Genomic DNA, 12853 nt, shown 5'->3' on the forward strand with positions numbered 1-12853 from the left:
CCTGGTAGCGAAAGGTGTAGTTCAGGGGGCCATACATGGCTTGGTAAATGGCGCGCCCGTTACCCACTAAGTCGTGGTTGCCCACAACGGTCAGGTAGGGTACTCGCAACTGCTGTAGGCGCTGGTGTACCCACCGGAACTCGCGGGTCAGGCCAAAGTCGGAGATGTCGCCAGCCACAAACACGAAGTCGATGCCGCGCTGCTGGTTCACGCTCTGCACAAAGCGTTCGGTTTCATCATAAAACCGCTGAGTATCGCCAATGAACACGAATCGTACTGTATCGGTACTTGGCGAGGCAGTTTCCCGTAGGCGCGCTAGGTTGCGGGCAGTTTGGGCACGCTCTGCTACGGGCAAATAGGTTTGGTTGGGGCTATATTCTACCCATTGGCAGCTACTTAGTCCTGCCAGCCCTATCCATACTGCCCGTGCATACCGTGTGCTCATGTATAACTTGCTTTGCTTGGCTAGCACAAGCTAGCCAAGCTTAAAAGTCAGCCTTTAGTCCCAAGCTCAGCGTGAGAATGTCAACCGGGGAAAGGCCGCGGCGGTTCTGTGCATAACTCAAGATGTACAGGTCGTTGGTACCCAACTCGTAGTAGAACGAAATGTTACGGGCCCGCCCGCGGGGGCTGGGGTCACGCGCATACGTAATCCGGCTGCCCAGTAAAGGACCAATGCGAGTGTCGGTTGAAAACCAGTAGTAGCCTTTGGTATACTGACCCGGCTCCTCGTCGTTGATGGTGCCGTGGGTGTAGCTGTAGTAAACCCCTACGGTAAGGGGCCGTAGCTGCCACCGTTCCTTTATTGGGATGAGGTAGGGCGAGAACATGAGCTTGGCTGTGGCTATGCTGAGGGTAGAACCAGCGTGCTTCTTCGGTACGTAGCCCACGAGTACGTCCAGCTCGGCTCGGTCGCGCCACAGGCCATAGCCCACACCCGCGGCCACCATACCAATGCCACCGCCCGTTTGCACCACGGCGTGGCGAGGACGGTACCAGGGAAGTGGGGCCGGCTGTTGGGCAAGGGCCGTACGAACTTGCCCGGTAGTATCAGGCGGGGCAGTAGCTAGCTCCTGGGCTGCTGATGTCAGCAGGGGCGCAGCAGCCAGAGCTGCAGCAACTACAATGCGCTGTATCATCAGAAAGACACTTCTTTAAGCCGAAATTCCTTGTCGCCCCACACCGTCACAATCAGGTACTTGCGCCGCTCAAAGGCGTAGGAGTTCACGTACGTGACCCCATCATTGAAGGGCTGCCCCACACTGAATGAGTGCCGATGGGCATTCATCTCAAATACTAAGCGAGGATCCTCGCGCAACGCTTGAGCGTACGCGTCGCGCACAGCCGGGTCAAAGTCATCATCCTGGGGCGGCACGTGGCTGATAATGACGTGGCGCCGCACACTGGCGTCCTGCAACTGAGGCCGCACCCAGTTCATATCGGGAATCTTACCGTTGAAGTTGTACTCGCGGCCGTTAGTGTCGGTCATGATGAACTTCGTGTCGCCGTACACAAACGAGTAGTTCAGGGGGCCAAAAATGGCTTTGTACGCTTCCCGGCCATTGCCGACCTGGTCGTGGTTGCCGATGACGGTGAGGTAGGGAATTTTTAGGTTGCGCAGGTGGTCGTCTACCCACCACATTTCGCGGGCCATACCAAAGTCGGAAATGTCGCCGGCCACAATCATGAACTGCACGCCCGTTTGACGGTTTACACTGGCCACCAGGTCCTTGGCATCGTTGTAAAAGCGCTGGGAGTCCCCCGTATACACAAAGCGCAGGGTGTCACCAGCCGGCAGCGGGGTTGCGGCCAAGGCAGCCAGGTTTTTGGCCGTCAGGTCCTGCTTGTCGTTGGGCGAGCGGTGGTCGTTAGGGCTGAACTCGAGTAGCTCGCAGCCGCTGAGAAGTGCGCCGGCTGCCACCAATGGTAGCCCTAGGCGTCGGTAGGAGAAGAGAAGAGGTAAGAGCATACAGAGCAGCACAAATACAGCAATAGGAAGCCCTAGTCCGAAGATCAGGGCCGCGCTATATACTAGCCAGCTACTCGTATTGTTGGGCCTGCGGCTTACAATACCTAACCACGAACAGCAGTGCTACGGTAGCGTTTCCAAGGTAGGCGGCCTATATAGGCTCCAAACACACAAAATCCTTTGCTATTGCCCGGCAAAGAATTTGGTTCGTTTCCAGCAGAAAAATACAGTTAGCTACCGTCCAGCTCTCTTTGCTGGCTGGCAAACACTTTGGCTTTTAGCAAGCCTTAAGGGTAGTACCCCATGGGCTATGTAGTGCGCTCCAACACGGGCCGTAGTATAGCCCACACGTTATCTGCCAGTAGCTTTTGGCCCTCCGCATTCGGGTGCACACCATCGGGCAGGTTGAGGTGGCGCTGCCCAATGACGCCGTGCAGGAGGAAGGGCACGAAATCAACTTCGTTCTTCTCTGCCAACTGCCGAAACAGGGCCTTAAATTCTTGGGCATAGTGGCCGTAGCGCCCACCGCCCAGGCTAGCCAAAGGTCCTAGGTCGAAGGGGAACTCCAGGCCCACCAGCACTATCCGCGCCTGCGGGTACTGGCGGCGCACCTCATTGAGAATGTGTTGGAGGTTTTGGGAAGTTTCGCGCACCGGAATGCCACGCAGCGCGTCGTTGGCACCTAGTTCCAGCACAAACACGTCGATGGGATTTACACGATCTAGCACGGAGCCAATGCGCTGGCGCCCACCGGCGGTAGTTTCGCCGCTGATACCGTAGTTCAGCGCCTTATACGGCAGGCCGAGCGCATCTATTTTCTCTTGAATACGAGAAGGAAACGACTCGCTACCGCGCAACTGGTAGCCAGCCGTGAGGGAGTCGCCAAAAAACACGATTTGTTGCATAGGCTATTCGTAGCGGCCAAAGCCGCTGCTAGCCATACGCACAAGTGCAGTATCGGGCTGCCTATAAGCCAGCAGAAACCTACTGCCCGCTTACTTGGCAGGTGCCACCGTCGGGCTTGTGTATACCAACCTCTGCGTAAGGAGGCAGGCTAAATACGGCCGAAGAGTGGTGATGCCAGGCGAAGCCCGGAGTCGGTGCACAGGCCCCGGACGTAGTGGTGATAGATGTTACGATACACTTCCGCCTGGTTGGTATGATCGGGAGGGAAGAACTTTTCGTCGATCAGGAGATTGAATTGCGCCAGCATGATGTGCGCAATCAGGGGAGCATCAAGGTCGGCGCGGAACTGCCCCTCCTGGATACCTGCTTGAATGAGGCGCGTGAGCAGCGGGGAGGAATACTCGTAGAGATGCTGCTGAAGAAGCTCCCACGAATCGGGGTAGTGCTCCCGCATCACGTGGTAGTCGTAGTGGGGCGAGCGACGCAACTCCTGTACGCTATGGTGCAGCAGGGCCAGCAAGCACTCAACGGGGGTAGCCAGGTTCGCAAATAACTGGTCGTGCTCGGCGCGCTGGCGCTGCATGCTCCGCTGGGTAGCCTGGTATAGTAGGTTGCTCTTATTCCCAAACAGCTCACGGAATACCGTGGGAGTAAGGTCGAGGGCAGCGGCTAACTGTTCTTCATGTATCAGGCCCACTCCCACTTGGCAGAAGATGTCGTTAGCCCGGTCGAGAAGTTGGTGGAGTAAGATTTCCTCCATATGAAAACATCAAAAATTCTAGGCTGATTTCAATCCCCTCACGCTAACTCAACCTCAACGCTATTAGTGCCTACAACAACATACTCAAGCCGAAAAAAAACAGCAGTTGCAGCATGTACACGAAAGGAACCAGCTCGTTACGCTTGTCAAACTCCACGCGATTAAAATACACTTGCAAGATAAGCGCTACCAAGAACCAGCCCTTAAAATTTTGCAGCGGAATTACATCGTACTGCCAAGTCCAGAAGTCGTAGCGCACAGCTACGGGCTCCAAGCAAACATCCATACCCACCAGAAGTAGGGCTGCTACTACGGCCCGCAGGAAAGCCGGCAAGGGCAAACGCAAGGCCAGGACACCAGTCATATAAGTGAGCATTAGCCAGTTAAGACCAATGATAAGGGGCGTCTGCTGCCACTTCAGGCCCAGCGTGGCTCCGTACTCATACTGCCCAAAGATCTTGCCGGTACTAACCCCGACTACTTCCACAAAGAAACCTACCAGGCTTACTACCAGGCAGAAGCCCCAAAAGGCAGGGCTACGGTCGCGCTGAAAGGCGAATAGCAGCCCGGCGGTGAGCAGCAGGTTCAATGGTACAAACTGCAGGTAGAAGGAAGGGTCTTTGGAGAAGGCCATTCCGAGGAAACCAGTAGTGTGAAAGAGCAGCAGCACGCCCTGGGCTAACCGCAGGTTCCGCACGGAGGCGGGGACGGCAGTGGCCGGGAGCGGAGGGTGTTGCGTTGGATCAGACATGAAGACGTATCAGTAAGCAGCAAGGAAGTAGCCCGGCTGAGCGGGGCAATGCTGGTGCATTGCCCCGCTCAGCCGTTCTTACTTTCCAGTAGCAATTAAATCAGAAACAATGCGCGCAGAAAGAAGGCAAAGGGGAATACCACCGCCAGGGTGCACCGACCCTCCACAAAAGTACAGCCCATCTATCTGCCGCGAAAAATTGGGGTGGCGTAAAAATGCCGCCAGGGTGTTGTTACTTGAGCTGCCATACAGCGCCCCCCCAAACGAGGAAGTGCGCAGCTCTATTCCGGGCGGGTCCCACACGTGCTCCGCCCGAATCAGCGGCTCAATGTTGGTACCTAGGGCATAGCTCAGGCGACTTAGCACGGCTTGGCGGGTACGTTGCACTAAGGCCGACCAGTCCTGGCCCTGGTCGTGGGGGACGTTGACCATCACAAACCAGTTTTCGTGGCCAGGCGGAGCATCGGCGGGACTATGCCCAGAGGTGATGTTAATGTATACGGTAGGGTCGTCGGCTATTGTCTTCTGCTGGAAGATGGCATCAAATTCCCGCTTATAATCGTCGGAGAAAAAGATGTTGTGCACTCCCAGCTCCGAGAAACGCCGCCCAATACCCCAGTAGAAAATCAGCGCCGACGATGACCGGGGCTGACGCAAGGTGCGCTCGGGGGCCGGGCGGCCGGGCAGCAGGCGGCGGTACGTAGGCACCACGTCCATATTGCTCACTACCAAGCTCATATCATACACATCCTGGGTGGTGCGTACGCCGGTTACACGCGGGCCCGCCGTGAGAATTTCTACTACCGGCTCCTGGTACCGGAACTGCACGCCCAACTCACTAGCCAGCTTCACCAGGCTTTCCGCAATAGCATAGATGCCGCCTTCGGGGTAGAAGGCACCCAAACCGTGCTCCAGGTGCGGAATGAGGCTGAGCGTAGCCGGCGCTTGGTAGGGGTCGGAGCCGTTATAGGTAGCAAACCGGTCGAAGAGTTGCACGAGGCGCGGTTCGCGCGGAAAGGCCTCCTGGTGACGCTGGTGCATGGTGCTGGTCAGGCCCAGCGTGGGCAGCGCCGACAGCGCTTTCAGAACATCCGGGCTGAGGTAGGTTTTGGCTTTGTGCAGAGACTTTTGCAGGAAGGTATCGGCAGTGGCCTCGTAGGCGCGGCGGCTACGGCCAAGAAACTCGCGTACTGCCGGGGCCGGCACGTTCAGCTTCTGCTCTACCTCAGCTGCAAACCGCTCTTCATCGGCCCAGGCTGTGAGGTGGGTACCATCGGGGAAGAAGTACTGAGTGATGGGGTCGAGGCGCTGGTAGCGGAAGTAGTCTTGCGGGTTGCGGCCAGCTAGTTGAAACAGCTCATCGACTAAGTGGGGCAGCGTAAACAACGAGGGCCCACCATCAAACCGGTACCCGCCGGGCAGCTCTAGCTGGTGCATCTTCCCCCCAAACGATTCCTGGGCTTCAAATACCGTTACGCGGTGCCCTGCCAACGCTAGCCGCACTGCCGTAGCAATACCACCAATACCGGCCCCAATAATAGCTACGGGTTGCTTGGGTGCGGAAGAGCGCGCTGAGGAATGAGCCACAAAAGCGAGATAAAAGAAGAGCTAGAAAAAGGCAATGGAAGCTTCTACGTAGAAATACCCATAACGAAGAACGCGCCGAAGCGCGTTCTTACACAAGGTGCTACTACTAAATGTTTTTGCAGGTACTACTCCACGGCTAGCACCAAGCCTTTCAGATATTCACCTTCGGGGTGGAAGAGGCTCACGGGGTGGTCGGCTGGCTGGGTAAGGCGGTGCAGAATGCGGGCAGGGCGCCCCGCTTCAATAGCCGCCGCTAGCACGGCTCCCTCAAACAACTCAGCCGATACTACCTGGGAGCAACTAAAGGTGAACAGTAGCCCACCAGGCGCAATCTGGCGGATACCAGCCGCATTCAGGCGCTTATAGCCCATCAGGGCGTTATGGCGAGCCGAGAGGTGCTTGGCAAAGGCCGGCGGGTCCAGCACTATAAGGTCGTACTGGTTGTGGCGGTCTTTGAGAAAAGTGAATACATCTTGGGCGTAGGCTTCGTGCCGGTTTTGGAGGCCCGTGAGGGCAGCGTTACGCTCCGTTAGCTCAATGGCTTTTTTGCTGGAATCGACCGAGTGTACTAGCTCTGCTCCGGCTTCTAGCGCGTAGGAGCTGAAGCCGCCCGTGTAGCAGAATGTATTGAGCACGCGGCGGCCGGGAGCGTAGCGGGCCAGCAAGCTCCGGTTGTCGCGCTGGTCGATGAAAAAGCCCGTCTTCTGACCCGTTTCCCAATCGACGGCAAAGGGGTGGCCGTTCTCGTGCACAATGTGCTCTTGGCCGTTGCTTTCCCCGAAGAGGTACCCATTTTGAGCTCCAGGAGCGGCTTTTACCGGTACCGTTTCAGCACTCTTGTCGTAGATGGCCCGCAAGCCAGGCACCGCTGCCTGCAACGCCTGCGCAATAAGCGGACGGGCTTTGTACATGCCGGCACTATGTGCCTGCACTACAGCCACATCACCATACACGTCAATAATCAGACCGGGCAAACCATCACCCTCGGCGTGCGCCAAGCGGTATACGTTGGTGTTGCCCTGCCCCGTGAGGCCCAGCCCCTCCCGAAGCAGGTAGGCATTGCGGATTTTTGCTTCCCAGAACGCGGCGTCCGGTAGTTGAGCCTCGGGGCCGAAGGCAAGCATGCGCACGGCAATGGAGCCGGGAGCGTAGTGGCCCACTCCCAGCAGCTCACCGTTGGCAGCTTGCACGGCTACTACCTCGCCCTCTACTACTTCGCCCTGCATCCGCCCAATAGCGCCCGAAAACACCCACGGGTGCAGGCGACGGAGGGACTGATCTTTACCGGGCTTGAGGGTGACGGTTGCAGACATGAAGGTAGGTCGTTAGAAAAATGGACTACAAAGGTAGCCATAGCGCTTGAGGATAAGCGGGATTTCCTGGGTCTTGTCAAGAAGCTTTTCTATTGGCTAGCCGAAGGGGTCGAGGTAGGCAACCAGGATAGCCAAAGCCGACAAGCCCGCTAGAATAAGCCACACCGGCCCACCCCAGATCAGCAGCCCCAGTAAGCTAATGGGCAGCACCACTAGTCCCAACACGCCCAGCACGGTAGTACCCAATCCCACTTCAGAAACGTGGCGAGGTCCGGCAGCATGCTGCACCCGCTGCGCCGCCGGCTGGGTTACCAGAGACACTAGCCGCTGGTGCACCGCTGCCCGCGCCACTACCTTACGCAATTGCTGATGTACCTGCCGAGGCTTGCGCGACTCCTGGGAGGTAGGCTGCCCCACCACGAGCGGCGTGGGTGCCGGAGCGGGTAGGCTTGCAGCTTCCACCGCTGCCGGAGGCAAAGCAGGCGTACCAACGTGCGCTAGGCGAGACGAAGCAGGGGGCTGAAACTGATAGGCAGACTGAGCACTGCGGCAGCTAGCAAACAGCAATAGGCCCACCAGCACCATTGTCAGGCGGGAAAGCAATTGTGCGCGGCGGGTAGGAGTAAACGAAATAGGCATGGGCAATACCGGGAGGAGAGACAAGCTACACTACTTGCTGCGAACCTATACGGGAGAGGTAAGAAGCGCGCTGCCCCTACCGATCAGTTTTCGCGGGACTTACTTGGCCAGGCTTACCAAACCACCGCCGGTAGATGGGACGGCGCCACGCAAACTGGGCCCACATAGCTGGATATAGCAGCACATCCAACGCTCGTAGTCCCGTTCGGTATTCCAAGTCCTCCACAATGTAAGTCCCCCCGCCTGCAGCGGGCTGCATAAGGTGGCGGTGGCGCCAAAAGCGCAACGGGGGCGGCAGCTTTTGACCTTCATCTACAAAGAAGTATGTTCCATCGGGCTGGGTACCGTGGTCAGTTATCAGCGAAGTCCAGGGGTAGCATAACGGGCCGGCCCCCAATTCAATGTGCACCTCGTCGCCGCGGTGGCACCCATCGAAACGCCGCAAACGGAAAGGTGGGAATGGGGGCGCTAAGTCAAGAAATAACTCCCGGGTAAAGCCCTGCCAGACTTGCGCAGGCGTAGCAGCAACGTGGGTGCGAAGGATAAGGTGCATATACGTAGTACCGCTGCTGCCAAAGCTTTGTTCGGGGGCTCCGCTTCGGCAAGGACTGTAAGCAACGATTGCATAATGCTACCCCCTTGGGCCACCTCGACAAAAACTGCCCGAGCCCAGCGCTATATCAGATAACACAGCCGTGGAAATCATGAGAAGCGCCTAGCCAACTGCACCAGCGCTATGCTGGCAAAGCTGGCTATAGCTCCCAATTAGTGGATTAGTACTGGCAAGCTTATAGTGCCTTCCGGTAGAGCCGCTGTGTAATAGGCCCATCTATTACTGCCCTTGTAAGTTGAAGCGACCTAGAAGCTGTAGGTAAGAGTTGGGGTAATAGTCAACATCTCAAGGGTAGTAACCGAAATCAGATAGTACCCACGTGCCCGTAGCCCTAGCCGGAAGTGCGTATCGATGGGCCGGGAATATTCAAGGCCCGCTACTACTCCGGCTTCCTCAGCGTAGCTATTGCGGCGGTTTATTTCACTTATGTACATAGTAGGCCCCGTTCGCAACGATTGGGAAGCGGTAGTCATGTAGAGCAGCCCGGCGTGATACTTCCAGTTGGAGTTCCGGCTAAATTGTCGCTCATACACCACCTGAAAAGCATTGTTGAGGTATCGAATTCGGAAGTCTGTTGCCGCCGCGTAACTCGATACTCCGAAGAACTGTGTGAAATGCACTAGCCGAGAGTTGACGCTGCGGGTGTACTCCAATGCCACGGAGCTGCCTGGGGTAAGCCTGTAGCTACTGCTCCGCCGCCAGCCGTACCCAGGAAGTTGGTGCGGGTATACTCCCCACTCGACTCATTTACCTGCGAAGAAGTGAAGAAATTACCATTAACGCCGTAGTGCGCCTGAACGCTAAAGCGGCTGCTAGATGACCCTGCTTCTTGGGCACGCACACTAGTCGCGGCAGTGAGCAGCAACCCTGCTACGGCCGTGGTACACGGCAAGAGTGAATAGTTCATATGGCACAAAGGATATATAGTGAGAAAGAACGCGTCAAGCTGCTATTCACGTCATGCCGGTGCACACGCATCACCCCGGGCCTTGCCTACTGCGGCATGAACCAGTGGGTGTACTCACAATTGACCTGAGTATAGGCTACGGCACTCGGGTCACAACAACCTGAGTGAAATAGCCTCGCTAGATCGAGCCAAATCTGCCGCCAGACCGAGTGTGCCGGCAGAGTACGCAGTGCAGCACATGTGCCTTTACTTCAACTCCCACCGGCTTAGGAGCCTTGAATAAACCTATGTGGAAACAGCTACTACAAGATAGACTTGCAACGATAATGGCCTACCCCAGCAGTTCTTCAATATCCTCTTTGGTGAGGCTTTTAATGATGGCTTCGTCGGTAGTAATCAGGTCCGTAACCAGCTGAATTTTCTTGTTCTGCAAGGCCAAGATCTTTTCTTCTACCGTATTTTGGGTAATGAACTTGTAGGTGAAGACGGTGCGCTGCTGTCCAATGCGGTGGGCACGGTCGATGGCCTGGGCTTCCACGGCGGGGTTCCACCACGGGTCGAGGATAAACACGTAGTCGGCAGCGGTTAGGTTGAGGCCTACGCCCCCAGCCTTCAGCGAAATCAGGAACACCCGCAGGTCTTCGGTTTCTTGAAAGCGGGCTACTTCCCGGTGCCGTTCCCGCGTGTTTCCGTCTAGGTAGGCGTACTCAATCTGACGCTCATCCAGCGAGGCCCGCACAATATCCAGGTGCTTTACAAACTGACTAAACACCAATACCTTATGCCCTTCCGATACTACGTTCTTAATCATGCGCACTACCTCCCGTAGCTTGCCCGACTCGTGGGCGTACTCCTGGTCGGCCATGCGGGGGTGGTTGGCAATTTGGCGTAGCTTCGTGAGGCCTTGTAGCAGCATGAACTGGGTGCTAGCCGTGCCGTGTTCCTCTATGCTCTGTAAGATCTTGTTACGGTAGAAGCTCTTCGTTTCCTCGTAGCAATGCTGCTGCTCCTCGGTCATGGGACAGTAGCTTAGCTGCTCAATCTTGTCGGGCAGTTCGCGGGCTACCTGGGCCTTGTGACGACGCAGAATGAAGGGCTTGATGAGCGTGTGCAGACGGCGCGTTTTTACTTCGTCTTTGCCTTTCTCAATGGGCTTGAGAAACTCCTTGCGGAAAAATGCCTGGGTACCCAGCAGCCCCGGATTGATAAAGGACATCTGCGACCACAGGTCCATGGTGCTGTTTTCTACGGGCGTACCCGTGAGAATAAGACGGTGACGGGACTGTAGCCCCCGCACCGCTTGCGAAGTAGTAGAGCCTGGGTTCTTTATAGCCTGCGACTCGTCTAAGATCACGTAGTCGAACTTGTAGGTTTTCAGCAGCTCGGCATCTAGGCGCACAATGCCGTAGGAAGTCAGCACCACGTCGTAGTCGGCAAACTGCTCCACGTTTTTGTCGCGGTAGGTCCCTGTGTAGATGAGCAGGCGCAGCGTGGGCGTAAACTTAAACGCCTCCGTCATCCAGTTGTACACCAGGGAGGTAGGCATAACCAGCAGAGAGGCTGAGCCTTTGGCAGCACCACTTTCCTTGCGGTGAAGTAGCATGGCCAAGGTTTGCACAGTTTTGCCCAGGCCCATGTCATCGGCTAGGCAGCCCCCAAAGTGATAGTCCTGCACAAAGTGCAGCCAGTTGTAGCCGGCTTTCTGGTAGGGCCGCAGCTCACCCCGGAATGCGGCGGGTAGCGGCCGGTCTTCCACGGCTTCAAACTCCCGGAGCTTCTCCAGCTTGCGGCTCATGAGCACGGTAGCCAGGTTGCCGTTTTGCAGGTCCGATACCAGTGCCAAGTGGTGCTTGCGCAGAGTAAGCGCATGGTTGTGCTCCTCGGAAAAGGCAAACAGCTCTAAGTACTGCGTAAACCACTCTTCCGGAATAATGGCAATTTGCCCGTTGGGAAGGCGGTACTCGTGGCGCTTGTTGAGGATGTAAGGGCGCAGCTTAATAAACGGAACCTCAAACTCTCCGAAATACACCGTGCCGTGCACGTCAAACCAGTCGTTGGTTTCCGTAATACCCACTTGCACCGTAACGGCCCCAATAAAGTAGTCTTTACCTGACGTGGGACCTTGCTGCACTGTAAAACCCAGGCGGGTCAGGTCATCGGCGTGGCTGTGGAGCCAGCGAAAAGCGGTAGCTTTTTCCAGCACGGCGCGGCCATTGCGCACTTCCAAAGCCCGGTCGCGCAGCTCCCCAATAATCTCCTGCTCCCGGTCGAGGTTGCGGATCAGCCGGTGAAAGATGTAGTTGTCTTCCTTCTTTTCCAGCTTCACACACACCCGCTTGTCGTGGGCGGTGTGCACCGTGTGGTCGCCATAGCGGAAGCTTAGGTCGAAGTGGATATGATCTGAAACTGGTGCCTCAACGGTGGCAGTAGCCACGGCAGTACTACCCCTCCTGCCTTGGGCAGCCGTAGCCGGCCGCGGGGTAGTTACTACGCCAGGCGCATCGGAGAAAGTAAGCTGAGGACGGGCAACGTAACGCTCCGAGCGAATATCGAATCCGCGGGCGTGCACATCAAACGACTCCACTAGGGGCGCCACGAAGCGCTGGAAGTAGCTATCCTCTACCTGCCGGGGAATGACAATAAACTTCTTGTTGAGAAAGGGCTTGATTTTCTTGCCATCCACGTCGTTGTGGAAGTTGTGCAGGGTATCACCCAGGAGCAGCCAGGCCGGCCGCTCACACACGATAACCGCATTCTTGTACTGAAAATCAAGCTTTTGCCCCTGATACTGAATGGTAGGAAAGTAATGGGTACTGTCCTCGTTGCGCCGGAAATGAAACAGCACCGAAGCGGGCTCCGGTGCTACCTGCATCTCGCGCCACGTGGGTTCACCGTCTTTCCCCATGATGAACACGCACTTGCCTTGCAGCCGGTCCAAAATCTGACCCATGCGCTCCTGCACGTAGGTACAAATGGCTTCTTGCAGGCCTTTGTCGCCCTTGTCGGCGTCGTAAATCTTAAGGAAAAAGTCGGCTGGCGTTATCTTTTTGGGCCAGAACTCCTTCATCACCACATCCTGCTGAATCTGATCGGTGAGAGCTACTAGCTCGAAGTCCGTTTCATCCAAGCCATCGGCAAACTCCGCGGCGTTTTTGGCAGATACTGTTTGGTGTTGAAGCGTAAGCTGACCCCGTTGGTTACGCTGGACAACATAGGATTCGAATAAGTATCCTAAATACTCATGCTCGAGTAACGAATAAACAATTTGAAATGGCTGTGAAGTAGAAACCTTCATAGTCGACAGTAGTAATGCAATGTGAATGTAGTAATAATTGCTAATTAGCAGAATTTTTCATAAAAAGTAAAAAATATTCAAAGAATAATTACATTATAAAGACGAAGCTGCCT

General features: G+C 56.2%; 13 protein-coding genes. All 13 read right to left on the reverse strand.

The window, feature by feature from the left end; all coding sequences use genetic code 11:
- A partial coding sequence (locus VI25_RS25900) for a metallophosphoesterase family protein (RefSeq protein ID WP_236705055.1) occupies nucleotides 1-355 on the reverse strand: 355 nt, incomplete at its 3' end.
- A gap of 130 nt (nucleotides 356-485) precedes the next feature.
- Nucleotides 486-1139 carry a hypothetical protein gene (locus VI25_RS13465; RefSeq protein WP_052695327.1) on the reverse strand — a complete coding sequence of 218 codons (654 nt, stop codon included), beginning with the start codon at nucleotides 1137-1139 and terminating at the stop codon, nucleotides 486-488.
- Nucleotides 1139-1969, reverse strand: a complete 831-nt coding sequence (locus VI25_RS13470; RefSeq protein WP_045689221.1) for a metallophosphoesterase family protein — start codon at nucleotides 1967-1969, stop codon at nucleotides 1139-1141. The genes VI25_RS13465 and VI25_RS13470 overlap by 1 nt, the downstream gene beginning before the upstream one ends.
- 308 nt (nucleotides 1970-2277) lie before the next feature.
- Nucleotides 2278-2874: an arylesterase gene (locus VI25_RS13475; protein WP_045689220.1), complete on the reverse strand. Its 597-nt coding sequence runs from the start codon at nucleotides 2872-2874 to the stop codon at nucleotides 2278-2280.
- A 149-nt stretch (nucleotides 2875-3023) separates the two neighbouring features.
- Entirely contained in the window at nucleotides 3024-3635 is a 612-nt protein-coding gene (locus tag VI25_RS13480; RefSeq protein ID WP_045689219.1) for a TetR/AcrR family transcriptional regulator, read from the reverse strand.
- Nucleotides 3636-3705: 70 nt separating this feature from the next.
- Nucleotides 3706-4386 carry a carotenoid biosynthesis protein gene (locus VI25_RS13485; protein ID WP_045689218.1) on the reverse strand — a complete coding sequence of 227 codons (681 nt, stop codon included), beginning with the start codon at nucleotides 4384-4386 and terminating at the stop codon, nucleotides 3706-3708.
- 78 nt (nucleotides 4387-4464) lie between these two features.
- The gene (gene crtD / locus VI25_RS13490; RefSeq protein WP_045689217.1) at nucleotides 4465-5973 is read right to left on the reverse strand and encodes a 1-hydroxycarotenoid 3,4-desaturase CrtD; all 1509 of its coding nucleotides are present in this window, start codon (nucleotides 5971-5973) and stop codon (nucleotides 4465-4467) included.
- 125 nt (nucleotides 5974-6098) lie between these two features.
- Nucleotides 6099-7286, reverse strand: coding sequence for a class I SAM-dependent rRNA methyltransferase (locus VI25_RS13495; RefSeq protein WP_055562568.1), 1188 nt, complete (start codon nucleotides 7284-7286; stop codon nucleotides 6099-6101).
- Between the two features lie 96 nt (nucleotides 7287-7382).
- Complete coding sequence (locus VI25_RS13500) at nucleotides 7383-7925, reverse strand: hypothetical protein (protein ID WP_045689216.1); 543 nt, start codon at nucleotides 7923-7925, stop codon at nucleotides 7383-7385.
- A gap of 76 nt (nucleotides 7926-8001) precedes the next feature.
- Nucleotides 8002-8478 carry an SRPBCC family protein gene (locus VI25_RS13505; protein WP_045689215.1) on the reverse strand — a complete coding sequence of 159 codons (477 nt, stop codon included), beginning with the start codon at nucleotides 8476-8478 and terminating at the stop codon, nucleotides 8002-8004.
- A 305-nt stretch (nucleotides 8479-8783) separates the two neighbouring features.
- A complete protein-coding gene (locus tag VI25_RS13510; protein ID WP_152981617.1) occupies nucleotides 8784-9158 on the reverse strand; it encodes a hypothetical protein in 375 nt (124 codons plus the stop codon).
- Nucleotides 9158-9445, reverse strand: a complete 288-nt coding sequence (locus tag VI25_RS13515) for a hypothetical protein (protein WP_055562570.1) — start codon at nucleotides 9443-9445, stop codon at nucleotides 9158-9160. Before VI25_RS13515 ends, VI25_RS13510 begins: the two co-directional genes overlap by 1 nt.
- A 331-nt stretch (nucleotides 9446-9776) precedes the next feature.
- The gene (locus tag VI25_RS13520) at nucleotides 9777-12740 is read right to left on the reverse strand and encodes a DEAD/DEAH box helicase (RefSeq protein WP_045689213.1); all 2964 of its coding nucleotides are present in this window, start codon (nucleotides 12738-12740) and stop codon (nucleotides 9777-9779) included.
- Between the last annotated feature and the right edge of the window lie 113 nt (nucleotides 12741-12853).

This window comes from Hymenobacter sp. AT01-02, assembly GCF_000961955.2.
Lineage (GTDB): Bacteria > Bacteroidota > Bacteroidia > Cytophagales > Hymenobacteraceae > Hymenobacter > Hymenobacter mucosus.